The organism is Staphylococcus sp. SB1-57 (assembly GCF_017086425.1).
Lineage (GTDB): Bacteria > Bacillota > Bacilli > Staphylococcales > Staphylococcaceae > Staphylococcus > Staphylococcus warneri_A.
Genome location: NZ_CP070964.1, coordinates 1,624,881 through 1,650,951, shown reverse-complemented (window position 1 = coordinate 1,650,951; position 26,071 = coordinate 1,624,881). Strand labels below are relative to the sequence as shown.

At 33.8% G+C, this 26,071-nt stretch carries 43 protein-coding genes and 1 pseudogene; 36 read left to right on the top strand and 8 right to left on the bottom strand.

From position 1 onward, the window contains the following. Positions 1 to 41: 41 nt before the first annotated feature. From sdhA to JX000_RS08175, 5 genes are all read left to right on the top strand, one after another. Positions 42 to 1,808 carry a succinate dehydrogenase flavoprotein subunit gene (gene sdhA / locus JX000_RS08195; RefSeq protein WP_002450644.1) on the top strand — a complete coding sequence of 589 codons (1,767 nt, stop codon included), beginning with the start codon at positions 42 to 44 and terminating at the stop codon, positions 1,806 to 1,808. Further along, complete coding sequence (gene sdhB, locus JX000_RS08190) at positions 1,808 to 2,644, top strand: succinate dehydrogenase iron-sulfur subunit (protein WP_002450643.1); 837 nt, start codon at positions 1,808 to 1,810, stop codon at positions 2,642 to 2,644. The genes sdhA and sdhB overlap by 1 nt, the downstream gene beginning before the upstream one ends. Positions 2,645 to 2,794: 150 nt before the next feature. Then, the gene (gene racE, locus JX000_RS08185; protein WP_002450642.1) at positions 2,795 to 3,592 is read left to right on the top strand and encodes a glutamate racemase; all 798 of its coding nucleotides are present in this window, start codon (positions 2,795 to 2,797) and stop codon (positions 3,590 to 3,592) included. Between the two features lie 15 nt (positions 3,593 to 3,607). Beyond that, a complete protein-coding gene (locus JX000_RS08180) occupies positions 3,608 to 4,195 on the top strand; it encodes an XTP/dITP diphosphatase (protein WP_002450641.1) in 588 nt (195 codons plus the stop codon). Continuing rightward, complete coding sequence (locus JX000_RS08175; protein ID WP_049423865.1) at positions 4,188 to 4,706, top strand: YfcE family phosphodiesterase; 519 nt, start codon at positions 4,188 to 4,190, stop codon at positions 4,704 to 4,706. Before JX000_RS08180 ends, JX000_RS08175 begins: the two co-directional genes overlap by 8 nt. A gap of 156 nt (positions 4,707 to 4,862) precedes the next feature. On the opposite strand, the gene JX000_RS08170 is transcribed toward JX000_RS08175, so the two are convergent. From JX000_RS08170 to JX000_RS08150, 5 genes are all read right to left on the bottom strand, one after another. After that, entirely contained in the window at positions 4,863 to 5,888 is a 1,026-nt protein-coding gene (locus JX000_RS08170) for a tyrosine-type recombinase/integrase (RefSeq protein ID WP_206140625.1), read from the bottom strand. A 275-nt stretch (positions 5,889 to 6,163) separates the two neighbouring features. Beyond that, positions 6,164 to 6,328 (bottom strand): hypothetical protein, encoded by a 165-nt coding sequence (locus JX000_RS08165; RefSeq protein WP_193390820.1) that lies wholly within the window; start codon positions 6,326 to 6,328, stop codon positions 6,164 to 6,166. A gap of 69 nt (positions 6,329 to 6,397) precedes the next feature. Continuing rightward, positions 6,398 to 6,973, bottom strand: a complete 576-nt coding sequence (locus JX000_RS08160) for a hypothetical protein (RefSeq protein ID WP_241004979.1) — start codon at positions 6,971 to 6,973, stop codon at positions 6,398 to 6,400. Positions 6,974 to 6,985: 12 nt separating this feature from the next. Continuing rightward, positions 6,986 to 7,450: an ImmA/IrrE family metallo-endopeptidase gene (locus JX000_RS08155; protein ID WP_206140624.1), complete on the bottom strand. Its 465-nt coding sequence runs from the start codon at positions 7,448 to 7,450 to the stop codon at positions 6,986 to 6,988. 14 nt (positions 7,451 to 7,464) lie between these two features. After that, entirely contained in the window at positions 7,465 to 7,797 is a 333-nt protein-coding gene (locus JX000_RS08150; protein WP_206140623.1) for a helix-turn-helix domain-containing protein, read from the bottom strand. Between the two features lie 176 nt (positions 7,798 to 7,973). Here JX000_RS08150 and JX000_RS08145 point away from each other — a divergent pair, with 176 nt between their 5' ends. Together JX000_RS08145 and JX000_RS08140 are read left to right on the top strand one after the other, a co-directional pair. Next, complete coding sequence (locus JX000_RS08145; RefSeq protein ID WP_050969674.1) at positions 7,974 to 8,216, top strand: helix-turn-helix domain-containing protein; 243 nt, start codon at positions 7,974 to 7,976, stop codon at positions 8,214 to 8,216. A 12-nt stretch (positions 8,217 to 8,228) separates the two neighbouring features. Beyond that, positions 8,229 to 8,459: a Thoeris anti-defense Tad2 family protein gene (locus JX000_RS08140; protein WP_206140622.1), complete on the top strand. Its 231-nt coding sequence runs from the start codon at positions 8,229 to 8,231 to the stop codon at positions 8,457 to 8,459. Here JX000_RS08140 and JX000_RS08135 read toward each other — a convergent pair. Continuing rightward, a complete protein-coding gene (locus tag JX000_RS08135) occupies positions 8,456 to 8,797 on the bottom strand; it encodes a hypothetical protein (RefSeq protein WP_206140621.1) in 342 nt (113 codons plus the stop codon). The two genes, JX000_RS08140 and JX000_RS08135, sit on opposite strands and share 4 nt — an antisense overlap. 64 nt (positions 8,798 to 8,861) lie before the next feature. Here JX000_RS08135 and JX000_RS08130 point away from each other — a divergent pair, with 64 nt between their 5' ends. Next, positions 8,862 to 9,095: a hypothetical protein gene (locus JX000_RS08130; RefSeq protein ID WP_206140620.1), complete on the top strand. Its 234-nt coding sequence runs from the start codon at positions 8,862 to 8,864 to the stop codon at positions 9,093 to 9,095. A 170-nt stretch (positions 9,096 to 9,265) separates the two neighbouring features. Then, entirely contained in the window at positions 9,266 to 9,583 is a 318-nt protein-coding gene (locus tag JX000_RS08125) for a DUF771 domain-containing protein (RefSeq protein ID WP_015365164.1), read from the top strand. 130 nt (positions 9,584 to 9,713) lie between these two features. Here the strand turns inward: JX000_RS08125 and JX000_RS08120 are convergent, their stop codons facing one another. Continuing rightward, complete coding sequence (locus JX000_RS08120; protein ID WP_145506069.1) at positions 9,714 to 9,986, bottom strand: hypothetical protein; 273 nt, start codon at positions 9,984 to 9,986, stop codon at positions 9,714 to 9,716. Positions 9,987 to 10,058: 72 nt separating this feature from the next. On the opposite strand from JX000_RS08120, the gene JX000_RS08115 reads away from it, so the two are divergent. The 12 genes from JX000_RS08115 (at position 10,059) to JX000_RS08060 (ending at position 17,338) form a co-directional block, all read left to right on the top strand. Continuing rightward, the gene (locus JX000_RS08115; protein ID WP_206140619.1) at positions 10,059 to 10,229 is read left to right on the top strand and encodes a DUF1270 family protein; all 171 of its coding nucleotides are present in this window, start codon (positions 10,059 to 10,061) and stop codon (positions 10,227 to 10,229) included. Positions 10,230 to 10,315: 86 nt separating this feature from the next. Next, positions 10,316 to 10,546, top strand: coding sequence for a hypothetical protein (locus JX000_RS08110; RefSeq protein ID WP_206140618.1), 231 nt, complete (start codon positions 10,316 to 10,318; stop codon positions 10,544 to 10,546). Then, positions 10,518 to 10,748: a DUF2483 family protein gene (locus JX000_RS08105; protein ID WP_206140617.1), complete on the top strand. Its 231-nt coding sequence runs from the start codon at positions 10,518 to 10,520 to the stop codon at positions 10,746 to 10,748. Before JX000_RS08110 ends, JX000_RS08105 begins: the two co-directional genes overlap by 29 nt. Further along, a complete protein-coding gene (locus tag JX000_RS08100; protein ID WP_206140616.1) occupies positions 10,738 to 11,439 on the top strand; it encodes an AAA family ATPase in 702 nt (233 codons plus the stop codon). The genes JX000_RS08105 and JX000_RS08100 overlap by 11 nt, the downstream gene beginning before the upstream one ends. Next, positions 11,426 to 12,835 (top strand): DEAD/DEAH box helicase, encoded by a 1,410-nt coding sequence (locus JX000_RS08095; protein WP_206140615.1) that lies wholly within the window; start codon positions 11,426 to 11,428, stop codon positions 12,833 to 12,835. The genes JX000_RS08100 and JX000_RS08095 overlap by 14 nt, the downstream gene beginning before the upstream one ends. Positions 12,836 to 12,849: 14 nt before the next feature. After that, positions 12,850 to 13,398 (top strand): DUF669 domain-containing protein, encoded by a 549-nt coding sequence (locus JX000_RS08090; protein WP_126403241.1) that lies wholly within the window; start codon positions 12,850 to 12,852, stop codon positions 13,396 to 13,398. Then, positions 13,376 to 15,718 (top strand): phage/plasmid primase, P4 family, encoded by a 2,343-nt coding sequence (locus tag JX000_RS08085; protein ID WP_206140614.1) that lies wholly within the window; start codon positions 13,376 to 13,378, stop codon positions 15,716 to 15,718. The genes JX000_RS08090 and JX000_RS08085 overlap by 23 nt, the downstream gene beginning before the upstream one ends. A gap of 301 nt (positions 15,719 to 16,019) precedes the next feature. Beyond that, complete coding sequence (locus JX000_RS08080) at positions 16,020 to 16,244, top strand: hypothetical protein (RefSeq protein ID WP_053031982.1); 225 nt, start codon at positions 16,020 to 16,022, stop codon at positions 16,242 to 16,244. Further along, positions 16,237 to 16,548 carry a VRR-NUC domain-containing protein gene (locus tag JX000_RS08075; RefSeq protein ID WP_206140613.1) on the top strand — a complete coding sequence of 104 codons (312 nt, stop codon included), beginning with the start codon at positions 16,237 to 16,239 and terminating at the stop codon, positions 16,546 to 16,548. The genes JX000_RS08080 and JX000_RS08075 overlap by 8 nt, the downstream gene beginning before the upstream one ends. Further along, entirely contained in the window at positions 16,549 to 16,740 is a 192-nt protein-coding gene (locus tag JX000_RS08070; protein ID WP_206140612.1) for a hypothetical protein, read from the top strand. Next, on the top strand, positions 16,741 to 17,151 hold the full coding sequence (locus tag JX000_RS12150) for an SA1788 family PVL leukocidin-associated protein (RefSeq protein WP_241004978.1): 411 nt from the start codon (positions 16,741 to 16,743) through the stop codon (positions 17,149 to 17,151). A gap of 4 nt (positions 17,152 to 17,155) precedes the next feature. Then, positions 17,156 to 17,338 (top strand): hypothetical protein, encoded by a 183-nt coding sequence (locus JX000_RS08060; RefSeq protein ID WP_107529262.1) that lies wholly within the window; start codon positions 17,156 to 17,158, stop codon positions 17,336 to 17,338. Positions 17,339 to 17,375: 37 nt separating this feature from the next. Here the strand turns inward: JX000_RS08060 and JX000_RS08055 are convergent, their stop codons facing one another. Further along, complete coding sequence (locus tag JX000_RS08055) at positions 17,376 to 17,849, bottom strand: hypothetical protein (RefSeq protein ID WP_206140611.1); 474 nt, start codon at positions 17,847 to 17,849, stop codon at positions 17,376 to 17,378. Positions 17,850 to 18,144: 295 nt separating this feature from the next. Here JX000_RS08055 and JX000_RS08050 point away from each other — a divergent pair. The 15 genes and pseudogenes from JX000_RS08050 to JX000_RS07980 form a co-directional block, all read left to right on the top strand. Continuing rightward, positions 18,145 to 18,369 (top strand): annotated as a pseudogene (locus tag JX000_RS08050) (DUF3310 domain-containing protein); the annotation flags it as partial. Continuing rightward, on the top strand, positions 18,359 to 18,559 hold the full coding sequence (locus tag JX000_RS08045; protein ID WP_206140609.1) for a hypothetical protein: 201 nt from the start codon (positions 18,359 to 18,361) through the stop codon (positions 18,557 to 18,559). The pseudogene JX000_RS08050 and the gene JX000_RS08045, both read left to right, overlap by 11 nt. After that, complete coding sequence (locus tag JX000_RS08040) at positions 18,556 to 18,813, top strand: hypothetical protein (RefSeq protein ID WP_206140608.1); 258 nt, start codon at positions 18,556 to 18,558, stop codon at positions 18,811 to 18,813. The genes JX000_RS08045 and JX000_RS08040 overlap by 4 nt, the downstream gene beginning before the upstream one ends. Beyond that, positions 18,813 to 18,983, top strand: coding sequence for a hypothetical protein (locus JX000_RS08035; RefSeq protein WP_206140607.1), 171 nt, complete (start codon positions 18,813 to 18,815; stop codon positions 18,981 to 18,983). The genes JX000_RS08040 and JX000_RS08035 overlap by 1 nt, the downstream gene beginning before the upstream one ends. Then, the gene (locus tag JX000_RS08030; protein ID WP_206140606.1) at positions 18,976 to 19,299 is read left to right on the top strand and encodes a MazG-like family protein; all 324 of its coding nucleotides are present in this window, start codon (positions 18,976 to 18,978) and stop codon (positions 19,297 to 19,299) included. The genes JX000_RS08035 and JX000_RS08030 overlap by 8 nt, the downstream gene beginning before the upstream one ends. 50 nt (positions 19,300 to 19,349) lie before the next feature. Then, entirely contained in the window at positions 19,350 to 19,517 is a 168-nt protein-coding gene (gene rinB, locus JX000_RS08025) for a transcriptional activator RinB (RefSeq protein WP_206140605.1), read from the top strand. Next, positions 19,517 to 19,669, top strand: a complete 153-nt coding sequence (locus tag JX000_RS08020; RefSeq protein ID WP_206140604.1) for a DUF1514 family protein — start codon at positions 19,517 to 19,519, stop codon at positions 19,667 to 19,669. Before rinB ends, JX000_RS08020 begins: the two co-directional genes overlap by 1 nt. 12 nt (positions 19,670 to 19,681) lie before the next feature. Next, on the top strand, positions 19,682 to 20,116 hold the full coding sequence (locus JX000_RS08015) for a hypothetical protein (RefSeq protein WP_124227893.1): 435 nt from the start codon (positions 19,682 to 19,684) through the stop codon (positions 20,114 to 20,116). A 122-nt stretch (positions 20,117 to 20,238) separates the two neighbouring features. Then, positions 20,239 to 20,550: an HNH endonuclease gene (locus JX000_RS08010; protein WP_206140603.1), complete on the top strand. Its 312-nt coding sequence runs from the start codon at positions 20,239 to 20,241 to the stop codon at positions 20,548 to 20,550. 141 nt (positions 20,551 to 20,691) lie between these two features. Next, positions 20,692 to 21,057, top strand: coding sequence for a hypothetical protein (locus JX000_RS08005; RefSeq protein ID WP_049416300.1), 366 nt, complete (start codon positions 20,692 to 20,694; stop codon positions 21,055 to 21,057). After that, a complete protein-coding gene (locus JX000_RS08000) occupies positions 21,054 to 22,706 on the top strand; it encodes a terminase TerL endonuclease subunit (RefSeq protein ID WP_206140602.1) in 1,653 nt (550 codons plus the stop codon). The genes JX000_RS08005 and JX000_RS08000 overlap by 4 nt, the downstream gene beginning before the upstream one ends. Positions 22,707 to 22,717: 11 nt before the next feature. Continuing rightward, positions 22,718 to 23,884 (top strand): phage portal protein, encoded by a 1,167-nt coding sequence (locus JX000_RS07995; RefSeq protein WP_206140601.1) that lies wholly within the window; start codon positions 22,718 to 22,720, stop codon positions 23,882 to 23,884. Beyond that, the gene (locus JX000_RS07990) at positions 23,874 to 24,650 is read left to right on the top strand and encodes a head maturation protease, ClpP-related (RefSeq protein WP_206140600.1); all 777 of its coding nucleotides are present in this window, start codon (positions 23,874 to 23,876) and stop codon (positions 24,648 to 24,650) included. Before JX000_RS07995 ends, JX000_RS07990 begins: the two co-directional genes overlap by 11 nt. 17 nt (positions 24,651 to 24,667) lie before the next feature. Beyond that, complete coding sequence (locus JX000_RS07985) at positions 24,668 to 25,888, top strand: phage major capsid protein (RefSeq protein ID WP_206140599.1); 1,221 nt, start codon at positions 24,668 to 24,670, stop codon at positions 25,886 to 25,888. Between the two features lie 12 nt (positions 25,889 to 25,900). Further along, the gene (locus JX000_RS07980; protein ID WP_002452335.1) at positions 25,901 to 26,071 is read left to right on the top strand and encodes a hypothetical protein; all 171 of its coding nucleotides are present in this window, start codon (positions 25,901 to 25,903) and stop codon (positions 26,069 to 26,071) included.

Sequence of the window (26,071 nt, the reverse complement as noted above, 5' to 3'; positions counted from 1 at the left end):
AACTAGTCTTAGTTTTAATATTTCAGGGGAGTGACATTTCTATGGCAGAGAAAAAAATTATTGTTGTCGGTGGAGGGCTTGCCGGTCTGATGTCAACAATTAAAGCAGCAGAAAAAGGTGCACATGTAGATTTATTCTCATTAGTACCTGTAAAACGTTCGCATTCAGTTTGTGCCCAAGGTGGTATTAATGGTGCGGTAAATACTAAAGGTGAAGGTGACTCACCTTGGATTCACTTTGATGATACTGTTTATGGTGGGGACTTCTTAGCTAACCAACCACCTGTAAAAGCAATGGCTGAAGCTGCGCCTAATATTATTCATTTATTAGATCGTATGGGTGTAATGTTTAGTAGAACGAATGAAGGCTTACTTGACTTCAGACGTTTTGGTGGTACGTTATATCACAGAACAGCATTTGCCGGAGCAACAACAGGTCAACAATTACTATATGCATTGGATGAACAAGTTCGTGCTTATGAAGTAGATGGATTAGTAACGAAATACGAAGGTTGGGAATTCTTAGGTATAGTCAAAGATGACGACAATACTGCTAGAGGTATTGTTGCACAAAATATGACGACTTCTGAAATTCAATCATTTGGATCAGATGCTGTAATTATGGCTACTGGTGGTCCTGGTATTATCTTTGGTAAAACAACTAACTCAATGATTAACACAGGTTCAGCAGCATCAATCGTTTATCAACAAGGTGCTATTTATGCTAATGGTGAATTCATTCAAATTCATCCTACTGCTATTCCTGGTGATGATAAACTACGTCTAATGAGTGAATCAGCACGTGGTGAAGGTGGACGAATTTGGACATATAAAGATGGTAAACCTTGGTACTTCTTAGAAGAGAAATATCCTGACTATGGTAACTTAGTACCTCGTGACATCGCGACACGTGAAATCTTCGATGTATGTATTAACCAAAAATTAGGTATCAACGGTGAAAACATGGTTTACCTTGATTTATCACATAAAGATCCACATGAGTTAGATGTTAAACTTGGTGGAATTATCGAGATTTATGAAAAATTCACTGGTGACGATCCACGTAAAGTACCAATGAAAATCTTCCCAGCAGTACACTACTCAATGGGTGGATTATATGTAGATTATGATCAAATGACAAATATTAAAGGTTTATTTGCAGCAGGGGAATGTGACTTCTCACAACATGGTGGTAATAGACTTGGTGCTAACTCATTATTATCTGCTATTTATGGTGGTACAGTTGCAGGTCCAAATGCAATTAAATATCTTGATGAAATCGAAACTTCATACACTGATCTAGATGATAGTATCTATGAAGCACGTGTTAAAGAAGAACAAGAACGTTTCGATAAATTATTAAACATGCGCGGTAGCGAAAATGCTTATAAACTTCACCGTGAATTAGGTGAAATCATGACAGCAAACGTAACTGTTGTGCGTGAAAATGATAAATTGTTAGAAACAGATAAGAAAATTCAAGAATTGATGAAGCGTTACGAAGATATTGATATGGAAGATACACAAACTTGGAGTAACCAAGCCGTATTCTTCACACGTCAATTATGGAATATGCTTGTACTAGCACGTGTAATCACTATCGGAGCTTATAACCGTAACGAATCGCGTGGTGCACACTACAAACCAGAATTCCCAGAACGTAATGACGAAGAATGGTTAAAAACAACTATGGCTCACTACCAAGGTAGAACTGAAGCGCCTAAATTCACTTATGAACCAGTTGATATTAGCTTAATTCCACCACGTAAACGTGATTACACTAGTAAGTCTAAAGGAGGTAAAAAATAATGGCTGAACAATCAGTAAAAGACACTCCAGAAACTCAAGGTAATCAACCAACAGAAGAACAAAATAATCAACCTAAACAAAAAACGGTTAAATTGATTATTAAACGTCAAGATGATAGCGAATCTAAACCATATGAAGAAACATTTGAAGTTCCTTACAAAGAAAATTTAAATGTTATCGCATGTTTAATGGAAATTAGACGTAACCCAGTTAATAGTAAAGGTGAAAAGACAACGCCTGTAACTTGGGATATGAACTGTTTAGAAGAAGTATGTGGTGCTTGTTCAATGGTGATTAATGGCCGTGCAAGACAATCATGTTCTGCTATCGTTGATCAATTAGAACAACCTATACGTTTAGAACCAATGAGTACGTTCCCAGTTATTCGTGACTTACAAGTTGATCGTTCAAGAATGTTTGACAACTTGAAACGTATGAAAGCTTGGATTCCAATTGATGGTACGTATGATTTAGGTCCAGGTCCTCGTATGCCTGAGAAAAAACGTCAAACAGCTTATGAATTATCTAAATGTATGACTTGTGGTGTTTGTTTAGAAGTTTGTCCTAACGTCACTCAAAAAAATGATTTCGTTGGTGCGCAAGCCATCTCTCAAGTACGTTTATTCGACTTACATCCAACAGGTGCTATGACTAAAGATGAACGTTTAGATGCTTTAATGGGTGCAGGTGGATTACAACAATGTGGTAATTCACAAAACTGTGTGAATGCTTGTCCAAAAGGTATTCCATTGACTACATCTATTGCAGCAATGAACAGAGAAACATCATTCCATATGTTTAAATCATTCTTCGGCTCTGATCACAAAGTTGACTAATATTGAATTGTTAGCGGTACTCCACATAGGAGTGCCGCTTTTTTGTGTATTGATTGATAAAATAGCATTAGTGATTTCGTTCGAATTAATCAACACTTAAGTATGCATATGATAAAATAAAGTTTAACTATAAAATAAGGATGTAAGACTATGAATAGACCAATTGGAGTAATAGATTCAGGTGTGGGTGGTTTAACAGTAGCTAAAGAGATAATGAGACAACTTCCTAATGAAACCATTTATTATTTAGGTGATATTGGAAGATGTCCATATGGACCTAGATCAGGTGAAGAAGTTAAACAATTCACAACTGAAATAGCACAGAAACTTGTCGAATTCGATATTAAAATGCTCGTGATAGCTTGTAATACAGCTACTGCAGTAGCATTAGAACATTTACAGAACATATTACCTATACCAGTAATCGGTGTCATTGAACCCGGTGCTCGAACAGCTATTATGACGACTAAGAATCAAAATGTTTTAATTTTAGGCACAGAAGGAACGATAAAATCAGAAGCTTATAGAAAGCATATTAAGCGAATTAATCCTAACGTAGAGGTATATGGTATTGCTTGTCCAGGCTTTGTACCTTTAGTTGAGCAAATGAGATATAATGATCCGACAATTACAAGTATTGTCATACATCAAACCTTGAAACAATGGCGTAATAGCGAAGCTGATACAGTTATTTTAGGTTGTACGCACTATCCATTGTTATATCAACCTATCAATGATTATTTTGGTGGTAAAAAAACAGTTATTTCTTCAGGATTGGAAACAGCTAGAGAAGTCAGTGCATTATTAACATTTAGTAACGAACATGCAAGTTATACACAACATCCGCCACATCGTTTCTTTGCAACTGGAGATACAACACATATTGAAAATATTATTAAAGAATGGCTAGGTATGGATACTAAAGTAGAGCGTATCTCAGTAGGTTAAATGGAGGAATTGTTAATGGAAGATATTGTAATAGCATCTAATAATAAAGGTAAGATCAATGATTTTAAAGCTATATTTCCTAACCATAATGTCATAGGTATTAGTGAATTGATTAAAGATTTTGATGTAGAAGAGACAGGAACGACATTTGAAGAAAATGCTAAATTAAAATCTGTTGCAGCGGCTAAAGCTTTAAATAAACAAGTCATTGCTGATGATAGTGGTTTAGAAGTCCAAGCATTAAATGGTGAACCAGGTGTCTATTCTGCAAGATATGCAGGATTAGATAAAAATGACCAAGACAATATTAATAAATTATTAAAAAATATGGAAAATATCTCTGATAGAAATGCACAATTTGTGTGTGTGATTAGTATGAGTGCACCTAATGGTGAGACGACCCAATTTAAAGGGACAGTAACAGGCGAAATAACTACAGAACCAATCGGAGATAATGGATTTGGATATGATCCCATTTTTTATGTACCTTCTTTAAATAAAACGATGGCACAATTATCAGATTCTGAAAAAGCTAAAATTAGCCATCGAGGTCATGCTATAAAACAGTTACAACAATTTTTAGCAGGTGAGAATAATGAGTAAATGGATTATAGTGAGTGATAATCATAATGAAACAGGTATCCTGTACCAAGTGTATGATCAACATCAAGATGCAGATGTATTCCTTCATCTTGGTGATTCTGAATTTCAATATGATGATACAGAATTGAGCTTATATCATCGAGTTAAAGGAAATTGTGATTTTTATCCAGAATTTCCAGAGGAGCAATTTATTACACATCATGATGTTCATGCATTTTATACACATGGCCATTTGTACGGGGTCAACCAAACAAGAATGAAATTAGCTGAAAAAGCTAAGACAGTTGGTGCGCAATTAGCATTTTATGGACATACACATGTCGCTAAATATGAAAATATTGCAAACGTGCATGTTATTAATCCGGGAAGTATTTCACAATCAAGAAGTAATGTCGAAGAAACCTATGCGGAACTTCTCATTGATGATACGACATTAAAATGTACTTTGAATTTTAGAAATCGTGAAGATAAAGTGATAGATACAATTGAATTTAAATTAGAAAACAGTTAGGCATTCAATATTGCCTAACTGTTAATTTGTTTGCATATAAAAAAAGAGTTGTAATCGTAATAGATTACAACTCTTATTAGCGTCCTGGGAGGGATACTATAAACCTTATAACGACGGGTTTCATGGGCTTTCGGGTCCCTAATGGGTCCCTAAAAATCACATTGCACTTATTATTTGTGTTGCTTTTGCATCTTCTTCTTTGTATGTTTCTTCAAGTAAATGTGAATAAAATTCAGTAGTAACTGATATATTTTTGTGTCCTAGTCTTTTCGAAATGTAATATATAGAAATGCCTTTGGCTAATAAATATGAACAGTGAGTATGACGTAAAGCATGTGAAGTGATTTCTTTGATACCTAGATTGTTACAATATTTTTTTAAACGTTTGTTAACTGCATTGTTTGTTAGTTCACCAAAGATAGTACCGTCAATTGTTCTAGGTAATTGATCAATAGATTTAATGATATAATTCATATCCTTTTGACTAATAGACACATAACGTGGAGATGAATCAGTTTTATGTTCATCAATATATATTTCGCTTTTAATTTGATTGATATATTCACGCTTTAGATTTAAAGCGCCACTTATACGACAACCAGTACAAATCATGATGAATAGTACGAGTGATGATGCGTTGTCTTTAGTCATCAAATGCTGTTTTAACACTTCATAATCTTTTAGATTGATATACTTACTATCTTCACTTTTATTAGGGTTATTAGCCCTATAATTAACCTTGAAGGTAGGGTTCTTTGCAATAAGCCCTTCGTATACTGCATCGTCTAATGATGTTCTTATATAGCCATTTAATTTTCTTATAGACTCTTTAGAATGATTTTTTGAAAATTCATTAATAAAATCTTGATAGTGATACCTGGATAAATCTTTCAGCTTTTTCTTGCCAATAGGGTGGTTGTTGATATGCTCTATAGCAGCAGCGTAAGACTTATATGTTTTAGGTGTTACAGTCGATTTCTTAAACGTTTCACACCACGTTTTAAAATAGTCATGCAGGGTTAAATTAGGTTCGTAATCAATGCCTTGCTTTAACTCATTTAACTTATCTAATCCGGCAGAATTAGCTTCTCTTTTTGTTCGAAAACCTTTTTGTCTATACCGTTTACCTTCATACTTAAATTCGTATTGCCATTTTTTACCGTCATAACATCGTGTTTGCATGTTATCCCTCCTCAAAAAAGGTAAAAAATAATAAGGGTAGTTGGACTACCCGAGAATTGCATAAAAAAAAAAACAGGAAGTACAAGTGCACTTCCTGCGAGCCCTCTCTTCCAAGGGTTAATATAATATAAAGTCCTCTTTTTCAAGGATTAATCTATAATTATATTACCAGGAAATCAGCAACTATTCAAGTTTAATGTTTAAGAATAAGTGCCACTAAAAATACAATTATCAAACTTCATGTGTTTCTTTCATAAATAACAATTCCTTTGGAGTTACTTTCTTTTTTTATCAATTTCACGGGCGTATTTTTGTAATTTTCTGCGTGTTTTCATGATACTTTCTTTTTTAGGACGTGACTTTCTAAAAACATTACCTCTGTTAGTTCTAACGGTATAAAAAATTTTTCTCAGTTTAACTTGATAATTAATTATTTTCATTATATTTCTCCTTTATAAATTTATATTAAAGTGCCAGTAAGACGGTTAATAATACAAAAGAAACTAAAATTATTGTTCATTAACTTCGTAACTTTGAGCTTTAGAAGGATCTTCGACTTTAATTCCTTGTTGTCCTAACCTTCTTATCACTTCTTCACCTTCTTCAGTATTTGCTTTTTGATTAATTTCATTTTGAATCTCTCGTTCACTTAACGATTCATTAGAAGTTGGGACACCACCCATATCTCCATTAGCTTCACCAGTATAACCGTTTTGTTTAGCAACTTTGGCATTAGCTTCCATCTGTTCTTGATTTAGATCACCACTGTTTTGTTGTGCATTTGCTTGTTGGTTTTGAGCAGGTTGTTGTTGAGACTGTTGAGCTTGTTGGTTATTCTGATTTGAATTGTTCTGAGAATTATTTTGAGCATTAGACTGTTCATTTTGTTGATTATCTTCACTTGATTGGTCTTTTTCTTTGTTGTTATTTTTATCTTTATTCTTCTTTGGATCATTAGACTTCTTATCTGATTTGTTTTCAGATTTCTTGTCATCGTCTTTTTTAGAATGGTCCTCACTTTGACCACATGCTGTTAATACTAATGCTGATGATAATATTGCCGTTCCTAATAATTTAAATTTCATATTAAAACTCCTTTAATTAATTTTATTGTATTTATACACTTTCAATGGCTCAAACGTGATTGCATAATCGCCGTAGTGAATTCCAATACCATGCTTTTGTTTGTAATGTTCCAATACTTCTAATACGTGTTCTTCACTTAACTGAACATATTGCGCTAGTTCGTATAAGTTACTTACACCGTAGTTGTGCGCCTCAACAATGATACGCAAGGGCAGTGCAGCCTCGTATCCGTGACGTTTAGCGTAGTTTTCGAATTTGCGGTTAATCCATTTAGATTGGTCTAAGATGTTACCGTATGTAAGTTTGTGATGTGCAAGTTCTTCGTATAAGACTTCGGCTTTACGTGTTTCGGATAGGTTTTTATCAATAAGAATTATTCCATCCTTATAAAAACCACTGTAACCGTCAGGTAGCGAATGTGTATCTTTTATTTTAATGTGTTCATTCTCAGCAAGTAATTGTTCGTAACGTGACAATAAAACCAATCCCTTTATTTATCTTCGTTTTTAAATCTATCAATTAGACTCATTATATAATCCACATCTTCTTGTTTTAATTCGCCCTCTAAATGAGCTGCTAATGTTTGTGGTTGTTCAATTTTTATTTCTTTTCTTCCACTTAACTCATCTAAAGATACATTAAAGTAATCTGACAAGGCACTAGCATGTTCCATCGAAGGGCTAGTAATACCTTTTTCCCATCTGTCTATTGATGCTTTCGAAAATTTAACTTCATATTTTGTATTAAGTCTATCGCTCAATTCTTTTAATGATAAGTTGTGGGATTTTCTTAATTTACTTAGGTTGTCTGAGAAATTAGTCATATTTTTTACTCCTTGTTTGTGTTTTACAAACTTATTATATAAGTTTTTTCTCATATTTGCAACACATTTTACAAATTAATTTCTCAAAAATGAAATTTATTTGTTGACATCGAAATAACTGACCTGTATAGTAATTAGTGTAATCTCATAAATGAGACGAAAGAGGTGATTACAACATGAACAAAAAGAGATATCAAGGTTTAAGGAATTTCATTGATGAGAGTGAATATTCTCATAAAGACGTAGCTAATATGATTGGTATGAACCCTGCACGCTTCAGTCAAAAGATAAATAAAAACAAAAGTAATTTTACTATTGATGAAGCTAGTGCTATATGTGATGTTTTGGATATTAGCATGGATGATTATTTTTTTAATCACAACGTCTCAAAAATGAAACGGGAACCACAAACAACTTAAAGGAGGTTAGTTATGAACATACAAGAGGCAACAAAGTTAGCTATGGAAAATGGAAAATCAATTTATCGTTCTTCTCAGTTCGATAGTGATATAGAACCTGGAAGTTCAGTTGAACTTATACCAACTAATACATTTGGTTATATTGTGACTATTCCGCGTAAAAAAGTCTTCACACCAATGTGGCAACCAATGGCGGAAGACTTGTTAGCAGATGATTGGAAGGTGGTAGGCATTCGCGATTAAAAACCTAATAACTGTCTTAAATTATTCAAATCTTTAATTAATGATTTAGCCTTTTTTGAGTATTCTTTTTCGAAATAAGCAATAGAACTATTCTCTAGAATTATAGCGCACGGAACGTTACTACCATATGTAACGTTCAAGTAATTATTAAAACTTAACTCATTAATACAATCATGTAATTGATTGTAAGTGTGACCAATAAAATACTTTTGTTGTAGTTCTTCGCAACTACCAAAATATTTTGATTGACTCGAAGATTCGCCTTCTTCAAGTCTATCTAAGTAAATTTTATACATGTGCTTTAAAACAAATTCAGACCCATTTCTGATGTTATCCATATTTATCACCTCCAACGGTGATTATACCGAACAATCGAACAAACAATTTAAAGGAGTGAATGGAATGCAAGATTTAAAACCAATTAAAAAAGCACTCTTAATAGCAATTACTGTAATAGTTACTAAAAAGGTGCTTGATAGAAAAAGACCTAAACTTATTCATCAATTAAACATTAACGGAAAAGATTTAGAAATTAAAAAATTAAAAATAAACAAAGCTATTAGAGAATTAGAAAAATCTAAAAATACGATTGATGAATTAATTGATGAAGGTATACCATTCGAGACTACTTTCTAACAAAATCGAGTTTACATCTTGGACATTTATTGTGTTTCTTCTTGGTCATAATTTTCATGCGTTTACCACAATTAGGACAAGATGTCTCGATGGTCATATGATCCTTAGACATATGCAACACCTCCCTTCATAAAGGGATAACAACATTATACACGAAAGGAGCACCTAAGATGACGCAAACTTTAACCGTGTCTGTACCAATACCAGACACACACGTGCTTGTCGCTAAAGATGAATACGATGAGTTAATAAATTACTCACTAGATCCAGTTTGGGACTTAAAAGAATTAAAACGCAAATTGAAAATGTCATCTGACGACACTATTAAAGACAGATTATTATTCAATCCGAAGTTTGAGAAATTACTTAAAAAACAAGGTATCGCACATTATCCGGATGAGAGTTTAAACCGTTGGAGATTCAACGCTAGAAAGATGAATAAATTCATCGAAGAACATTTTGAAGAAATACACGGAAAGGGGAGATAAAAAATGAGCAAACTACAACTCATTAAAATAGCACTCCTAACAGCACTTTTGGTTGAGGAAGTTAGGAATGCTAGTAAAGGTTTTTATAATTACAAACACGTAACGTATAAACCTAAAAAAAGAAAAATTACTAGTCTTGATAAAGTTTTTTAACTTTTAATGCGGCTTCATCTTCGATAGCACCAGATAGATTTGATTCTATTTTGCAAATTAAAAATGAATCATCGCTATCAAAAATTTTACTTAAAACATTACTAATATCTTTACTTGATTTTGGAGATTTTATCAACCAAACAGAATCTTGAATGTGAATAGCATCTCTAAACGAATTAAGTAAATGCCATAAATTTTCATAGTCTTTGCGTGGTGCATGAAGATCATAGCTAATTAAATACTTGTCCATATTTTCTCACCATCCTTTCACATTAGATAAAAGGATTATAACAAATAAATAATTTATAAAGGAGGTCTACCAATGAACAAATCATTCTTAATCGCATTACTATCATGGATTGTACTATCACTAGCACTCACATTTGCAGGTGTCTATTTCACAACTGCATTAGGTCTCGCAATGTTAATTAGTATCGCAGCATTTGTATTTTTCGAATATGAATTTTTTCAAATAAAAAAGACTGAATGCTAACGGCAATTAGCAAACAGTCAAAAAAATAAACGTATTTTCCGAAAGAACTACGTTTATTAAATCAAAATAAACGGAGGTAGTCAACTATGAGTAACTCAGAAAAACATTTACTAAACTTACTCAAAATTGCATGGCAAAACGAATTTCAACTCAAATTACAACTAGCTGAACGTGACGAAGAATTAGAACATCAGAAACGAATTATGCAATCAGAAATCAATATGTATAAAGAACAAAAAGAAATGTACAAAAGAGCATATGAAATCTTAAAAGGAGAGTGTTTGATAGATGAAAGAGACAGTGACTTATCTCATTAAACGTAACGATGTTGAAGATGACATATATATCACTAATCGACCTAGCGAAAATTTTCCAGATATTAAATATTCAACTAACAGACGAGATGCCAAGCCATTTGATGGTTTAGATAATTCAGTAATAGACATGACAAAACATACTGCAATAAAGAAAACTGTAACTGAAACAACTGAATATGAGGAGGTTGAGTATGACATTTAATATTTCAAACGCTACTGAAATTAACACAGACAAATCGACATATTTAATTTATGCAAAACCAGGCACAGGTAAAACACACACTTTGAATTTTCTTCCTGGTAAAACACTATATATCAATGTGGACAAATCAGAACGACCATTAAAAGGTAATGAGAACATCGACATCTTAGAATTTAATACCCACGAAGCATGGAAAGAGTGGAGCGAATTAATGAAGTGGTTGGCAGATAATAAAGAAATCGTTAATCAATACGACACTATAGCTATCGACAATATTTCAGAGTTGTTTAGATCCATGTTAGCAAACTTAGGGCGTAATGGTAAAAATGAACGTGTACCAGAAATGAGTCATTACCAACGTGTGGATTTCTTTACAATTGACAGTTTGCGTTTCCTACAAAGTTTAAAAAAACGTTTAGTATTTCTTGCTTGGGAAACCAACTTTGAAAACTACACGCCTGCAGGTCAACAAATTACGCAAGCTGTACCAGATATACGTAAAACTATTCGCGATAACGTAGCAGGTCTTTGCCAAGTTGTAGCACGACTAGTATTTAATGAGAAATCCGGTAAACGAGGTTTCATACTAGCCCCAAGTAATAACGTATTCGCAAAAAATCAATTAGACAACAGAGAACATTGCTTGCAGGAAGATTTATTTAAAGTCGGTGATGTGGATGACAACGTTTAAACTTTACGACTATCAAGAAAAGCTAGTAGATCAGGCTAGACACATCCTGTTAAATAAATCAGGTGTACTCATACAAAGCCCACCCGGAAGTGGCAAATCAGTCATGATTGCTGAAGTTGTTAAAAATGCAGTTAATAAAGGAAATCACATTCTTTTTATCGTACACCGAAAAGAATTAAGTCATCAGATAAAAAACACACTAACTAAACACGACGTTGATTTATCGCAAGTTGATATTCTTTCCGAAAAACGTGCTAAAAATATTATGCACAAACTTACACCGCCTAAAATTATTGTAACTGATGAAACACATCATAGTAGAGCGAAAACGTATAAAGACATTTATGATTATTTTCCTAACGCTTTACGGGTTGGTTTCACTGCAACTCCATGGCGTGCTAATAGTAAAGGATTTACAGATATATACGATGAAATGGTGAAAGGTCCATCAGTTGAATGGTTAATCAAAAATAAGCGTTTAGCAGACTACGATTATAAAAGTGTGGTATTGGCAGATGAAAGTAAATTAAAAAAGTCTAGCACAGGTGACTTCACTAAAAAATCAATCGACAATGCGATACCAAAAGGCATATATGGAGATATCGTAGAAAACTATCTAAAGCACGCTAACGGACAAAAGACCATACTTTACGCCCACAGTGTTGAGGCTAGTAAAGATATCGCAGAGCAATTTAAATTAAACGGTATAAATGCTGCACATGCAGACGCAAAAACAAACATCTCAGAACGAACTCAAATTATGGAAGATTTTAAAAAAGGCGCTATTAAAGTTCTATGTAATGTTGATCTCATTTCAGAGGGGTTTGATGTACCTGATTGTACATGTGTCATCTTAGCTAGGCCAACTGATTCATTAGTGCTTTTCATGCAACAAGCTATGCGTTCAATGCGTTATCAACCTAATAAGAAAGCACTTATTATTGACCATGTAGGTAACTATGCAAGGCACGGCTTACCTGACACGCCGCATGATTGGAAGAAATATTTTAAAGGATTTAAGAAGCGTAAACGTAAAGAAAACGATGATATAGGACTAAAAACATGTAAAAAATGTTTTACAGTCTATTCTTCTGAACTGTATGAGTGCCCTAATTGTGGTCATATTAATGAAACAGAAGAAAAGAAAGGTCTGGAAAATTACGACGCAGAGCTCACAGATATCAAACCTTTCAAAGTTGATTATACATTAATGCAATACGACAAACGTAAAAAAAATAAGGAAGATTTAGAAACACTTGAAGACTACTACTTGTTTGCTAAAGCGAACAATTACAAAGAATCATGGATTAAATTTAATAATCCTTATTATAAAAACGCACCGTTTCCGGTGTTATATGCAGATTTAAAAACAATCAAACAAAAATACAATTATTAAAGGAGATTTTTACTATGACATTATTTACTACAGATTATTCAAATTTAGAAAGCAATGACTTTTCACCCCTACCAGAAGGAGAATACGAAGTTGTTATCAAGAGTGCAACAGAAAGAGCAACGAAGAATGGAAAAGAAGAAACACAATTACAATTAGTTGTTAGAAACGATTTAAAGAAAACATCAGAACATCAAGCTAAATTCGCTAACAGAGTAATTTTCGTCGATGAATGGAAACGCACAATTGACGGACAATATAAATATAAAATGGATAACTTCATGCACTACTTAAATGGTGTAGGTGTTCCAGAAGGTACAGCAATTGAAAGTATTGAACAGTTACTTGAAATGTTCAGAGGTAAGCCAGTTAGAGTATTTGTGAAACAAGAAGAAAATGAATATAAAGGCGAAAAACAAATCGTCAATCGTGTTGCACCATGGAATTTTAAACGTACTAAATTCCCACAAATGAATCATGAATGGAAATCAGATGACGATAAACCAAGTAGCAATAATGCATTTGCGGGTGGTGAAGACATCAATGATGACGACTTACCTTTCTAATATTCCAGATGAATTAAAACAACTAAATAACTGGTGCGTGTGGAAGTTTGAAAAACGAAATGGCAAACGTACAAAAATTCCTTTTAATGCTGAAACAGGTGAGTTTGCTAAATCAAACGACAAACGTACTTGGTCTAGTTATGAAACTGCAGTTAATGCAGAAGGTGTCGATGGTATAGGGTTCTTCTTTGAACCCCCATACCTTGGCATTGATATTGATGATATTGATGATGATCTCCACAGATTTAAAGAAGGGGATAAGTTAGACAATATTGTTAGTGAATTTAACGAAGCATTTAAAAGTTATACAGAAGTAAGCCCAAGTGGTAATGGATTACACATTATTGTAAAAGGTAAAATCCCCGGCAGTCGTAGACGTAAAGGTAATATAGAAATGTACGATAGTGGTCGTTTCTTCACAATGACTGGTAAAACGATTGGTAAATATAAAGATGTTACAGAAGTGTCTGAACAAGTCTTTAAAACAATTTATGAAAAATATTTACCAGATAACACTGTGAAATATCCTACAACAAATAATTATCAACAGAATATCCATAATCTTTCTGAAATCGATGTTATCAATGAAATATATAAATCAAAACAAGCTAAACTATTTGATGACTTAATGAAGGGTAACTACGAACCTTACTACACATCTCATTCTGAGGCTGATATGGCATTAGCGAATATACTAGCCTTTTGGTGTGCAAGAGATTATTCGCAAATGGATAGTATTTTTAGACAATCTAATTTGTATCGTGATAAGTGGGATGAAAAACGTAAGAATTCCACATATGGTGAACAAACTTTATTCAAAGCAATTAATGAAGCTAACAATATTTATACCCCCAAACAACAAACAGAAGATAACCCACTTAGATATGCATTAAGCAAACTATTCGATAATCAAGAAGAAACAAAAGATTTCCCAATTAGAAGTTACGACGACACAGGCAACGCAGACCGATTTATAGATAGATACGGCAATCTTTACAAATATAGTTACATTGCCAATAAATTTTATATTTATGATGGTATGAAATGGAAAATTGATGATAAAGGTTCAATTCGTAAATTAATCGATGAAATGATTGAAAGTATCAAAGATGAAAAAATAATTCATGGTGATGATGTTACAGAAGAAGAAGCGAGAGAGTTCTTCCAAAAATACTACAAAAAGACACGCGGTACTCAAGCGAAGAAAAATATTATGAATGAACTCATGCATCGACGACCAGCTACCCCTGATGACTTTGATAGAGATGACATGCTTATAAATGTTGCGAATGGTTATATTGATTTAACTTCAAGAGAACTTTATAAACACGATATCAATAAAATGTTTTCTCAGATAACCAATACTGATTACACAGAAAAAATGCAACCTGCAGTATGGTTAGACTTCTTAAACGATATTTTTGCAGGTGATCAAAAAGTAATTCGCTACATTCAAAAAGCATTAGGTTATTCGCTTACTGGTAGTACAAGAGAACAAATTATGTTCATTCTATTTGGTAAAGGTCGTAATGGTAAAAGTATTTTTGTTGAAGTGATTTCGGAAATACTTGGGGATTATTCCAATAACATGCAAGCTAAATCATTGATGGTTAAGAAAAACGACAATGTTAATACCGACATTGCACGTTTAAGTAAAGCGAGATTTGTGACCAGTTCTGAACCAAATGAGGGTTTTCGTTTTGATGAAGGATTAATAAAACAGTTGACTGGTGGAGATAAAGTCACTGCACGTTTCTTGTATGCTGAAGAATTTGAATATACACCGAAATTTAAAATATGGGTGTCTACAAACCATAAACCTATCATTCGTGGTACTGATGATGGTATTTGGAGACGCTTAGTATTAATCCCGTTCGATGTTCAAATACCTGAAGAAAAAGTCGATAAAGATCTTAAATATAAATTATTAAGAGAAGCACCGGCAATATTGAACTGGATGGCTGAAGGTGCCTACATGTGGATGCAAGAAGGATTGGCTATGCCAGAGAAACTTAAAGAGGCAGTACAGAAATATCGTAATGAGATGGATACGTTAGGACAATTTATAGAAGATTGTTGCAAAGTTGATAAAAACAGTTCTGAAAAAGTTAGTAATTTACATCAAGCATATAAAACATGGTCTAACGATAACCTTACTTCAACTAAAGTTTTAGGGATGAAAAGTTTTAGTCAGAAAATGGAAGAGCGTTTTGTTAAAGAATCTAGACGAGACGCAAACTATTTTATTGGAATTGAAATAGATAACAAAAAAAGTTTTGAAGAAAAAAAATACCCAGGTATAAGAGCAGTTTTTGATTAGTGTGGAAGGTCGTGGAACTTGTGTGGAACATTAAATGTACCAAGTTCCACCATTCGAAGTATTGATATAACAACGTTTTTATCTATTTGTGGAACTTGTGGAACTTAAAATAAAGAAAGTTAATATACGTAAAAATAAATTGATGTATATAAAGATAAACCAGTTTATAAGAAATACCCTCCACACGTTCCACAAAATTATCTAATTCATTGGCACACAAGGTTTTCTAGTGTGGAACTTCAAAAAAATAAAATTCCACAAAGTTCCACAAACCTTCCACAAATTTTTAGGAGGTAATGGAATGAATAATAAAATAATACAAATATTGAATACTAATAAAAATATGGCAGCGCAATACGATAGCGGTGATGGAAATATATTCGAATGCCCAGTCGTATGTTTAGCATTGGTTGAAAATAATGAGGGTCACCGATATGTAGAACTAATGGATATGACGAGTGATGGTGAAATAGACTTTTCCGGCTATGATGATAGTCACTTTCTAGGTGTAAAAGTTTATGACTGAACAACAAATACAAAATGAAATTATATTAGCCATCAACAAACGTGGCCACAGGTTATGGCGTGCAAATGCAGGCAAAGTCGTAACCAAAGACAATCGTATTATTAAATTATTACCTAAAGGGTTTCCCGATACATTTGGCTATCGTAAATCAGACGGTAAGTTTATCGCAATTGAAGTGAAAACTGAAAAAGGTAAATTAAGACCTGAACAAATTAAGTTTAAAGAATTCATTGAATCACAGAATGTTTTATACGGAGTAGCACGAAGTGTGGATGATGCAATACGAATTGTAGAAGGTGATTAATTGGAACACAGAGAAGAAACCATCGAAGTTGAGGCGAAACTAAAAATACGTGTGAAGTACCCTGTTTGGATTAATAACAGAATCACTACTGAAGAAGAACGCGAACGCATTTTAGATTTAATTGCAAAGAACCCAGAAAAAGAATTGATGCATGAAGATTTAGAACTGATTGAATTAATAGAGGTGGAGTAAATGGTTAGAACGGTTGGAAGATATAGAGATGAATTCGGCGATATATACGTCCCGTTATCAATCAATTCGACAAAGGTTGATGTACCTATAGAGATTTATGAAACAGCCATCAATAATGGTTTAAGTGATTATGACATTAGACGACGTATTATTGAGAACGGTTATAAACCAACATATTTCATAGCTAGACCTATAAATGCTGATAAAGGTGCTATGAAGTTAGAAATTGAAGATAGGGAACGCGAGCAAAGAATAGCTACAAGAGAAGAACAAGAATTACGTAGAAAGAAACCACATTTGTTTAATGTTAAGCAGAAACACACACGTAGTAAGTATTTGCAAGGTCTAATGGACAATAACGCAATAGCTAAATTAAAAACCGACTCATACGGCAGAGTGCAAAGGGGATAAGCGAATGGAATTACATGAGTTAAATACAGGTGATGACATTTGGTTCAAATATCCAAACGCGACCAACTCATTCCCTGCAGTTGTGGAAGAACTCCATTACAATTTTAAAGGCAAACCATACCTAAAAGTACGAGTAGGTAGTGAATTAGTAGTGATAGACGATAAATACGACATAGTAAAGGTGTGATGACAATTATTAGTAATCAGAAAATAGATACACCCTTTTAATTAGGGAGTATCTCTGAAATGTGTTTTAACAAACCATTATTGGGATTGACATGATTAGTGATAATAGCTCTTGATGTTCTTATTTCTATTTCTAAGTCATTTTCAAAGATATAAGGACTGTCTCTTAAAAAATATAAATAAAACTCATTAGCACCGAATGATTCTATGTATATAGGTAATTGAGTTGTTTTTATTGGTTGATTCAACTTAGTTCCACCAGTAATAAACAATTCTTTATTATCGCAATATATTCCGTTAATAGAAAATCCTGAAATTGCTATTGGTTCAGAAGAATTATTGGTTATGAGGATTTGTATATAATATCCGGCATTTGGAACGTAATAAATATTTAAAAACTCATAGTCAATGTTGAACTTCTGTCTTTCCCATGTCCTTAAATAATTAAAAGCCGTTAAAAACATCATTGCTATAGAAATAAATAAAGAAAGTAAACTAATAAAAATTGTCATAGTAGTCCTCCTTACTAATAAAAATATAACGGAGTTGATATATAAATGGAAGGTTATTCAGTGAATTATATATGTAGAAAATTACCTTTTATACAGCATAATGATAACAAGCTTTTTAAAACGCATTTTCAATGTCCTAATTGTCACAGTTATGAGACGGATAAACAGCATGTATATGCTAATTCATCAATAATTTATATTAAAAGGATTTGTTATGACTGTGGATATACATTTTTATATAAATCTTTCACTAGAGGTGTAGATAACAATGACAATAATCAATAATCAGAAAGTGGATATGATCAATAAACCGCCACATTACACATATGGCGACATTGAAATTATAGATTTCATAGAACAAGTTACAGCACAGTACCCACCAGAATTAGCATTCGCTATTGGGTCGGCAATTAAATATATCGCTAGAGCGAATCATAAGAATGGTAAGGAAGATATCGACAAAGCGAGATGGTACTTACAACGTGTATTTGATAAGTGGGACACAAGCAATGACAACTAGCACATACGATCTATCTTCAACAATCAACCAGAAATATAGATACAACATTAAAGGTAAGACGCCTACACAGATTAATCGTGAATTACGTGAAAAAGGTGTGCAGGGATTTGTAGTTAAAGTAGGTGGCAATAAAGTCGTAATGAAAGTATTAGAAGAACATAAACAAAGTAATAGGGAGTGTATGATATGACAGTAACACTATCACAAGACACTTATGACGCAATACTTGATGACCTTAAGAAGTTGCGTGAGCGTAATGTAGAGTTGGAAAGAAAAGCACAGGCGTTTGATGAGATAAAAGAATATACATTAGACAAAATAGAAACGTTAACTACAAGACAAGAGTTTGCATCAAATTCTAATGAGTTTGAACGCTTCGGAAACTTACTGACTGCATTTAAAGCTGTTAAATATAAAATAATTGATTTGGAGCGTGAAGAGTGATGAAAAGATATTATGTTCAAATTTACTATACGGGTGTGATTGAAGATACTGTGTTAGCTGAAAATGTAAAAGAAGCTGAATTTGAAGCTCAAGATATTGCGACGATGGAATTGCCTGGCAATATCGATGATTACACTATTTCAATACAGGAGGACAACGAAAATGACTAATCAATTAACAGTAGACCAATTAGTAAAAGCAGTAGAACAATGGAGTATCGATAAAGGGTTGCATAATGGCAATAGCTTTACGCAATTTGCTAAATCGAGCGAGGAAATGGGGGAAATCGCAGCGGCATTATGTAGAGACAACACAGACGCTCTCAGAGACGGTATAGGAGACGTTGTTGTTACTTTAGTGATATTGGCCCAACAAAATAATATGACGTTACAGGAGTGTTTAGAACAAGCTTATGGAGAGATTAAAGACAGAACAGGAGTCATGTCAAAAGACGGGAGCTTCATCAAATCAGAAGACATCGAATAATTTAGACATTGTAGAGAGAATTAAACAAATATTATATGAGGAGGCATACAATGATTAAACACATTTCAAAACTAATATTCACGTTAGCAATGTATGAGTTAGGTAGGTACGTGACGGAACAACTATTAATTAAATATACATCTAACGATGATATAGAAGCGCCACAGGATTTTACGCAAGATGATCATATCCATTTAAACGCGGAGGTATCTGACTAATGTGGATAATCATATCAATACTATTAGGTGTTGTTTGTCTCACCTCTCTAGGTGTACAACACGAACAACGGAGAGAATTAGAAGAATATAAATATGCTAATGCTTACATGAAAGATTACATTGTTAGATATATAGATGAGAAACGTAAGTAATGGAGGTAGTAGATGTATACACGTGACGAAGTAAGAAACATGATAGACAATTATAAGTGGATGCGTAATATTATTGAAGCACAGGTATATGATGCAGACAGTACATCTACTGCACAATATGGTATAGAAGCAGTAATGCCTAAAGCTAAAGGTGGAACAGGTGATAAAGTATTAGTTAAAGTGTTAGATAGGAACAAAGAGTATCGACGTAATGTTAAGCTACTCAATAAGATACAGTTCATAGATAAGTACGAGGAATATATTACAGATGAAAAGAACTACCATATACTACAAATGCTTAAACTTCGTATGCAACACAAGACTATCAAAGACTTAATGGAGATTCATAGTGACTCTACGTTCTATGGTTGTATTAATGAGATAGTCAATGTATACATGGATGCACAACAAGGTCACTACGATAATAAGAAGACATCGAAGAGATAGAAGACATCGAAGAGTATGTGCATTAGTGATATCAATAACATTATACTAGAGTCATACGATACGAATACATGAGGCACATCACATAGTGGTGTGTCTTTCTTTGTTATATAAGAGGTTTAACTATGGAAGATTACAATGAATACAAAGAACGTAAACGATTCTACAATAGTAAATCTTGGGAAAATGTTAGACAACAGGTTCTAAAGCGTGATAATTATGAATGCACTTGGTGTCGTGAAGAAGGTAAGGTCACAACAACTGGATTAGAAATAGATCACATTCAAGAGTTACAAGATAGACCAGATTTAAAACTTGAACCAGATAATCTTAGAACACTTTGTAAAGCTTGTCATAATAAAAGACACACTCGATTTCAATATGGTGGAAATCAATTCAAACCAAAAGAAATTAAATGGAAAGATGAACGTTGGTAAAATCATACGCCCCCGGTAAAATCATTTCCCGATTATTTCCCGATAGGGAGAACGGCGTGAGGGCTCGATTTCGCAAGTTTTCATAATTATTTCATATGTAACCCTAACCCCCGCCCAATAATGTAGAAAGGAGTGAAGTCAATGCAATTAACTGCAAAACAACGCAAAGAGCGTGAAAAGTTAGTCGATAAAGAAGAAAAAAGGCTCCATGCCATCTTCAAAGATATCCCACAAGAAAAACAGAATGTAGTTCAAGGACTTATCATTCAAGCAGCACGTATGCGAGTGATGTTGAACTATATGTGGGAAGATATTCAAGAGAATGGCGAATACGACATGTTCCAACAATCTCAAAATGTACCTGCCTATGAGCGTGAACGACCAATTGCTCGTTTGTACAATACACGTGACCAATCTTATCAACGTGTGATGAAACAATTAACCGATTTATTACCGAAAGACGCCAAACCGATTGAAACCGACGAACCAGTAGATGATTATGTATGATTCGTAACAAATATGTAGATGAATACATTCAACAATGGCGTGACGGTAAAATTATTTTAAATCAAGAACGTATTGATCTGATTAACTATTTAGAAAATCATGTTTTAGTGAAAGATAATATCTACTTTGATGATGAAAAGATAGATAAGTGTATCAGATTCATTGATAAATGGTACTTTCCAGTACAACCCTTTCAAAAATTCATCATTGCTTTTTTGTTCTTGATGGATGAAGAGTTAGATACCCCATACTTCACAGAATTCGCTTTATTTATGGGCAGAGGTGCAGGTAAGAATGGTTTTATAAGTGCAATAGGTGATTTCTTCACTACACCAATACACGGTATTAAGAAATATGACATTTCCATTGTTGCAAACAGTGAGGACCAAGCGAAAACATCATTTAATGAAATATATGATACTTTACTTGAACATAAACGAAATAAAGTAGCAGAAAGACCTAAAGCACCTTATGAAGTCAGTAAAACTGAAATTAAAAATAGGTCTACGCAATCGATAATCAAATACAATACTTCAAATACGAAAACTAAAGATGGTGGACGTGAAGGTTGTGTCATCTTTGATGAGATAGCTATATATGAAACGGCTGATATGGTTAACGTAAAGCGTGGTGGATTAGGTAAAGTACCTCATGATAGAACATTCTATATTTCAACTGATGGTTTTGTCCGTGAAGGTTTTATGGATGGTATGAAAGATAGAATTTTAGAAGTTTTAGCAGGTAATAATTCAGAAGATAGAATATTCCCGTTTTATTGTAAACTCGACGACCCTAAAGAAGTTGATGATGAAACAATGTGGGAGAAAGCTAATCCTATGTTGCATCCACCATTAACCGGCTATGCAAAAAACTTAAAGCGTAAAATTAAAGAAGAATTTAATGTATTACATATCAATCGTTCAAACAAACCGGAATTTATGACAAAACGAATGAACTTACCAGAAGTTGATGAAGAAAAAGTTGTTGCCCCGTGGGAAGAAATCAAAGCAACGAATAAGCCGTTACCTAATCTCGAAAATAAAGCCTGCATTGGAGGTCTTGACTACGCGTTAGTTCGAGATTTTGCCAGTGTAGGCTTATTATTTAGAGATAACGATGAGTATTATTGGTTAACACATTCGTTTATCAGACGTGAATTTTTAGAAACAACTCATCTTGAGCCTCCAATTGAGCAATGGGCAGATGATGGTTTATTAACAATCGTTGATGATGACGTCATTGATATTTCATACATTGTTAATTGGTTTTTACAACAACAAAGTAAATACAATTTAACGAAAGTAATATCAGATAATTTCAGAACCGATATTGTTAGACGACCATTTGAAGAGGCAGGTATACCATTAGAAGTGATCAAGAACCCAACTGCTATACATGGTTTGCTTGCACCTAGAATTGACACCATGTTTGCTAAGAAACAAATTACCTTTGGGGACAATCCATTGATGAGATGGTTCACCAACAATGTGGCAGTCAAAATGCAGCCAGATGGTAGTAAGAAATACATCAAAAAAGATGAAGTTAGACGTAAAACTGATGGTTTCCATGCCATGTTACACGCGCTTTATCGTGCAGATGAGATATTAGAGTATGATCAACCGTTTATCATGGCAGATATTAGCTTTTAGGAGGTGAGATTTTGAGTATATTCGACAGAATTATGGGAAGGAACGAAGCAATCGAGTTTAGTTACGATTTTGAATTGTTACATGAGACATCACACAAAGCTTACATAAAAAAGTGGGCATTAGATACGTGTATAAATCATATAGCTAGAACAATTAGTCAAACTAAATTTGAAATTATTGATAGTGAAAGTAAAGATACATCTTCGACAACGCACTATAAATTGAATGTTAGGCCAAATACTGATGAAAGTGCTGCAACATTTTGGCAAAAGGTAATACGAAAGTTGATTTATGACAATGAAGTATTAATTGTTGTGACTGATTCAAAAGATTTAGTTATTGCGGATGACTTTGTAAGAGAGGAATACGCACTCTATGACGACATATTTGACCACATCATTGTAGGAGAGTTCGAGTTTGAACGTTCATTCCGAATGGGCGAAGTGATATATCTCGAATATAACAACGAAGCAATTACAAATATGTTATATGGCTTGTTTAATGATTATGGTGATATCTTTGGTCGCATGATTAAATCTAATTTAATGAGCAACCAGATAAGAGCTACCTTAGGTATGGAGGCTAATACACCATTAACCAACGCAAGTAACGATGATATGCAGAGATTTATTAATAATGCATATAAAGCCTTTGAAAGTAATGACATAGCTATTGTTCCAGTTCAAAAAGGTTATAAATATGAAGAACATTCAAACGGTAATGGTACGAAAACATCATCACAAATTGATGATATGGCTAAAGTACCTAATCAGTTATTAAATTATGTAGCTAGAAACCTTGGAATTCCAGTTGGATTGATTAATGGGGATACGGCAGACATAGAAGCTATGACTGATAACTATATGAAGTTCTGTATTAAACCTATTATTGAAAAAATTACTGATGAATTGAACGCTAAATTGTTTAGTGAGCGTGGATATAAAGAAGGAAAACGAATCAAAGCGATAAGTATAGATCAAAAAGGACCACTTGAAGTGAGTGAAGCAGTAGACAAACTCATTGCAAGTGGTTCTTTCAATAGAGATGAAATTAGAGTGCTTACAGGCTTTGAACCTATCGGAAGTGAAGAAATGCAGAAATTTATTATCACTAAAAATTATCAAACTGTGGATGAGGAATCTTCAGGTAATGAAGGAGGTGATATAAATGGCGAATAATGAAATTGACATCTATGGATTGATTGATAGCGCAACAATTAAAGGTATGACAATAAGCCCTCAAACGGTGCGTGATCAATTAAAAGCTATGGGAGATGTTGATGAAGTCGTTGTAAACATAAATAGCAACGGCGGAGATGTGTTTTCAGGTGTAACGATTTATAACATGCTTAGACGCTTTGATGCACATATCACTGTTAATGTTGATGGACTTGCTGCAAGTATTGCCTCTGTGATTGCAATGGCAGGCGACACGATTAATATGCCAGGAAATGCAATGCTTATGGTTCATAACGCATGGACTGTTAATGAAGGTGATGCTAGAAGTTTTAAAAAGCGAGCCGAAGATTTAGAACGTATTAATAGTGTTGTGTTTAACAGTTATGTCGATAAGAACCCTGACATCGACCATGCGCTTCTTCAAGACTATATGGACGAAGAAACATGGCTAACGGCTAAAGAAGCTAAAAAATTAGGACTTATTGACAATATTACTGAAAACTCAAGAGTTGCAGCTGCAACCACATCAACAATCTTGGGAGGTGAGACATTCATGGCTAGATACCGTAACGAAGATTCACAACAACCTGGGCAACCAAAAGAATCAAGTGACATCACAGCTGAAGATGTGATGGATAAACTTGAAGAGATTTTAGCAGAAGTTAAAAAAGGTAATAACAAAGGTTCAGAAGAAACTGAAAAACAAACGGAAAGTAAACCTGCAGAAAACTCATTTGCACGTTTATTCAATATGAATATTAAATAATAAAGGAGAATTTAATTATGGCAATCGATTTAGAAAATCGAGAAGAGTTTCAAAACTCTCAACAATTATTAAAAGAATTTTCAAATATGAGTACAAAAGCGACAGACGAAGAAGTGAAAGAAAAATATACAGAATATATGAACGCTTATTCTGAAGAATTAGCAAACGCTATTCGTAAAGACATGAAACAAGAACAAGGTGACAACGCAGTATTAAATGCGCGTAATGTTAACCGTTTAACTAACGAAGAAAAGAAATTCTACAACGCATTAGTTTCAGAAGACCATGTAAACACTGATACTAACTGGAAAGATGGAGAATTATTACCTGAAACAGTTGTTGATCGTATCTTTGAAGATATCGAAACTGAACACCCATTATTAAAACACATCACTATTCAACGTACAGGCTTAAGAGCACGTGTGATTCGTTCAGTACCAGAAGGTCAAGTTGTTTGGGGTCCAGTGTTCTCAGAAATCAAAGGTCAATTAGAGACTTCATTCTTTGAACAAGACGTTACGTTAGGTAAAGCAACTGCATTTGTTGTAGTACCGAAAGATTTAAAAGATGCAGGTGTGCAATGGGTTGACCGTTATGTACGTGCACAAATCAAAGAAGCTTTCGCAGTAGCAATTGAAAAAACTGCTATTCAAGGTTTAGGGGCTGCTAAAAACCAACCAGTAGGATTAATGAATGAAATTAATCGTACAAACGGTGCGGTATCAGAAAAAACTTCTGCAGGCACATTAACATTAGCTGATGCAGAAACATCAATTAAAGAAATTGGTAACATTATCAAAAACTTATCAATTAAAGAATACTATGATAAAGACGGTAATGTTAAACGTTCTAAAGGTGCTAGCGTATTAAATAACGTTGTTATTGCGTTAAACCCTGCAGACTATATCTACACTGGTATTGCATTCATGCAATTACACAATGGCCAATTTGTAAGTCCGGTTCCATTTAACGTGACGTTCGAGCAATCTGAATTTGTACCTCAAGGTAAAGCAGTAGCATTCGATAAAACACGTTATAACTTCTATGCTGGTAGTGAAGTCATTGTTCGTGAGTTCGACCAAACACTAGCATTAGAAGATATGGATTTATATACGGCTAAGCAGTTCTTATATGCAGAACCGGATGATAACAAAACTTCATTCGTATACGATGTTGATTTCAGTTCATTCGGTGCTCCTACATCAACTGACACTGCAGCAACTGAGCCGACAGCATAGGAGGTGTATATAATGGCCAATTATAAAGTGTTAAAAAACTACAACGATAAGCAATTAGAAAAGTCTCTTAAAGCAGGAGACAAGGTAGAAATGACAGTAAAACGTGCAGATGAAGTTGAAAAAACTTTGTCTGCAAATGGTTTTAAAGGACCTTTCTTAGAACGAGTTAGAGAATCGAAGTGA

Coding starts and splice junctions, on each gene's coding strand:
- sdhA (WP_002450644.1), top strand. CDS start 42: ATGGCAGAGAAAAAAATTATTGTTGTCGGTGGAGGGCTTGCCGGTCTG.
- sdhB (WP_002450643.1), top strand. CDS start 1,808: ATGGCTGAACAATCAGTAAAAGACACTCCAGAAACTCAAGGTAATCAA.
- racE (WP_002450642.1), top strand. CDS start 2,795: ATGAATAGACCAATTGGAGTAATAGATTCAGGTGTGGGTGGTTTAACA.
- JX000_RS08180 (WP_002450641.1), top strand. CDS start 3,608: ATGGAAGATATTGTAATAGCATCTAATAATAAAGGTAAGATCAATGAT.
- JX000_RS08175 (WP_049423865.1), top strand. CDS start 4,188: ATGAGTAAATGGATTATAGTGAGTGATAATCATAATGAAACAGGTATC.
- JX000_RS08170 (WP_206140625.1), bottom strand. CDS start 5,888: ATGCAAACACGATGTTATGACGGTAAAAAATGGCAATACGAATTTAAG.
- JX000_RS08165 (WP_193390820.1), bottom strand. CDS start 6,328: ATGAAAATAATTAATTATCAAGTTAAACTGAGAAAAATTTTTTATACC.
- JX000_RS08160 (WP_241004979.1), bottom strand. CDS start 6,973: ATGAAATTTAAATTATTAGGAACGGCAATATTATCATCAGCATTAGTA.
- JX000_RS08150 (WP_206140623.1), bottom strand. CDS start 7,797: ATGACTAATTTCTCAGACAACCTAAGTAAATTAAGAAAATCCCACAAC.
- JX000_RS08145 (WP_050969674.1), top strand. CDS start 7,974: ATGAACAAAAAGAGATATCAAGGTTTAAGGAATTTCATTGATGAGAGT.
- JX000_RS08140 (WP_206140622.1), top strand. CDS start 8,229: ATGAACATACAAGAGGCAACAAAGTTAGCTATGGAAAATGGAAAATCA.
- JX000_RS08135 (WP_206140621.1), bottom strand. CDS start 8,797: ATGGATAACATCAGAAATGGGTCTGAATTTGTTTTAAAGCACATGTAT.
- JX000_RS08130 (WP_206140620.1), top strand. CDS start 8,862: ATGCAAGATTTAAAACCAATTAAAAAAGCACTCTTAATAGCAATTACT.
- JX000_RS08125 (WP_015365164.1), top strand. CDS start 9,266: ATGACGCAAACTTTAACCGTGTCTGTACCAATACCAGACACACACGTG.
- JX000_RS08120 (WP_145506069.1), bottom strand. CDS start 9,986: ATGGACAAGTATTTAATTAGCTATGATCTTCATGCACCACGCAAAGAC.
- JX000_RS08115 (WP_206140619.1), top strand. CDS start 10,059: ATGAACAAATCATTCTTAATCGCATTACTATCATGGATTGTACTATCA.
- JX000_RS08110 (WP_206140618.1), top strand. CDS start 10,316: ATGAGTAACTCAGAAAAACATTTACTAAACTTACTCAAAATTGCATGG.
- JX000_RS08105 (WP_206140617.1), top strand. CDS start 10,518: ATGAAAGAGACAGTGACTTATCTCATTAAACGTAACGATGTTGAAGAT.
- JX000_RS08100 (WP_206140616.1), top strand. CDS start 10,738: ATGACATTTAATATTTCAAACGCTACTGAAATTAACACAGACAAATCG.
- JX000_RS08095 (WP_206140615.1), top strand. CDS start 11,426: ATGACAACGTTTAAACTTTACGACTATCAAGAAAAGCTAGTAGATCAG.
- JX000_RS08090 (WP_126403241.1), top strand. CDS start 12,850: ATGACATTATTTACTACAGATTATTCAAATTTAGAAAGCAATGACTTT.
- JX000_RS08085 (WP_206140614.1), top strand. CDS start 13,376: ATGATGACGACTTACCTTTCTAATATTCCAGATGAATTAAAACAACTA.
- JX000_RS08080 (WP_053031982.1), top strand. CDS start 16,020: ATGAATAATAAAATAATACAAATATTGAATACTAATAAAAATATGGCA.
- JX000_RS08075 (WP_206140613.1), top strand. CDS start 16,237: ATGACTGAACAACAAATACAAAATGAAATTATATTAGCCATCAACAAA.
- JX000_RS12150 (WP_241004978.1), top strand. CDS start 16,741: ATGGTTAGAACGGTTGGAAGATATAGAGATGAATTCGGCGATATATAC.
- JX000_RS08060 (WP_107529262.1), top strand. CDS start 17,156: ATGGAATTACATGAGTTAAATACAGGTGATGACATTTGGTTCAAATAT.
- JX000_RS08055 (WP_206140611.1), bottom strand. CDS start 17,849: ATGACAATTTTTATTAGTTTACTTTCTTTATTTATTTCTATAGCAATG.
- JX000_RS08045 (WP_206140609.1), top strand. CDS start 18,359: ATGACAACTAGCACATACGATCTATCTTCAACAATCAACCAGAAATAT.
- JX000_RS08040 (WP_206140608.1), top strand. CDS start 18,556: ATGACAGTAACACTATCACAAGACACTTATGACGCAATACTTGATGAC.
- JX000_RS08035 (WP_206140607.1), top strand. CDS start 18,813: ATGAAAAGATATTATGTTCAAATTTACTATACGGGTGTGATTGAAGAT.
- JX000_RS08030 (WP_206140606.1), top strand. CDS start 18,976: ATGACTAATCAATTAACAGTAGACCAATTAGTAAAAGCAGTAGAACAA.
- rinB (WP_206140605.1), top strand. CDS start 19,350: ATGATTAAACACATTTCAAAACTAATATTCACGTTAGCAATGTATGAG.
- JX000_RS08020 (WP_206140604.1), top strand. CDS start 19,517: ATGTGGATAATCATATCAATACTATTAGGTGTTGTTTGTCTCACCTCT.
- JX000_RS08015 (WP_124227893.1), top strand. CDS start 19,682: ATGTATACACGTGACGAAGTAAGAAACATGATAGACAATTATAAGTGG.
- JX000_RS08010 (WP_206140603.1), top strand. CDS start 20,239: ATGGAAGATTACAATGAATACAAAGAACGTAAACGATTCTACAATAGT.
- JX000_RS08005 (WP_049416300.1), top strand. CDS start 20,692: ATGCAATTAACTGCAAAACAACGCAAAGAGCGTGAAAAGTTAGTCGAT.
- JX000_RS08000 (WP_206140602.1), top strand. CDS start 21,054: ATGATTCGTAACAAATATGTAGATGAATACATTCAACAATGGCGTGAC.
- JX000_RS07990 (WP_206140600.1), top strand. CDS start 23,874: ATGGCGAATAATGAAATTGACATCTATGGATTGATTGATAGCGCAACA.
- JX000_RS07985 (WP_206140599.1), top strand. CDS start 24,668: ATGGCAATCGATTTAGAAAATCGAGAAGAGTTTCAAAACTCTCAACAA.
- JX000_RS07980 (WP_002452335.1), top strand. CDS start 25,901: ATGGCCAATTATAAAGTGTTAAAAAACTACAACGATAAGCAATTAGAA.